At 37.8% G+C, this 685-nt stretch carries 1 protein-coding gene; it reads left to right on the top strand.

The genetic code is table 11. The features are described from left to right. Positions 1-446: 446 nt before the first annotated feature. On the top strand, positions 447-685 hold a 239-nt coding region (locus HT671_RS10995), incomplete at its 3' end, for a helix-turn-helix domain-containing protein (RefSeq protein ID WP_172922374.1).

The following is a 685-nucleotide window of genomic DNA, read 5'->3' on the forward strand; positions in this document are numbered from 1 at the left end:
GCTGTGCCCCTCTTTGATGTAATCTAATGCTCGCTGTTTAAAATCTGTACTATATGCCATAGCTTTATTATAACATGCTTGTTTGAAACTAAGCAACTATATCACAAGATATTTTTTCGTTTCATTCATATTCAGTTGGATACTTTTCATACGACTATTTTATCAAATGGGACATTTTCACGTTCGAATGAAAGTTCTATAATGAAGTTAGCCATCCAGCCCTCCTAAAAATTAGATGTTTTAACTAGCTGATAGCTAGCCCTCGATTTCATTTGATAAGAGGCTTGATGCTGTTAGGCTGACAAGCCAAGGCTAAGATTAGCCTTGGTTTAGCTGACAAAACTGCTTCAAGGGTTCCTCTTGTCAAATGAAAGCTCTTCTAGGCATAAGAAAACACCTCTGTGTTATACTTGTTGTTCAACCACAAACACAAGAAAGGCACAGAGATGAAAAACCATTATACTACAAAAGCCAAACATTTGACAATCGATAGCCGTCGTTTAATCGAACGATGGAAAAAGGAAGGGAAATCAAATAGAGAAATCGCCTCTTTACTTGGAAAAGCTCCTCAAACCATTCACAATGAAATCAAGCGTGGGACAGTCCGACAATGTCTTGGAAAAGGGCGCTTTAAAGAGGTTTATTCTGCCGACTATGCTCAACAGGCTTATGAAAATAATCGCAA

Origin of the sequence: Streptococcus sp. 2741, assembly GCF_013276315.1 — a bacterium.
Classification (GTDB): domain Bacteria; phylum Bacillota; class Bacilli; order Lactobacillales; family Streptococcaceae; genus Streptococcus; species Streptococcus pseudopneumoniae.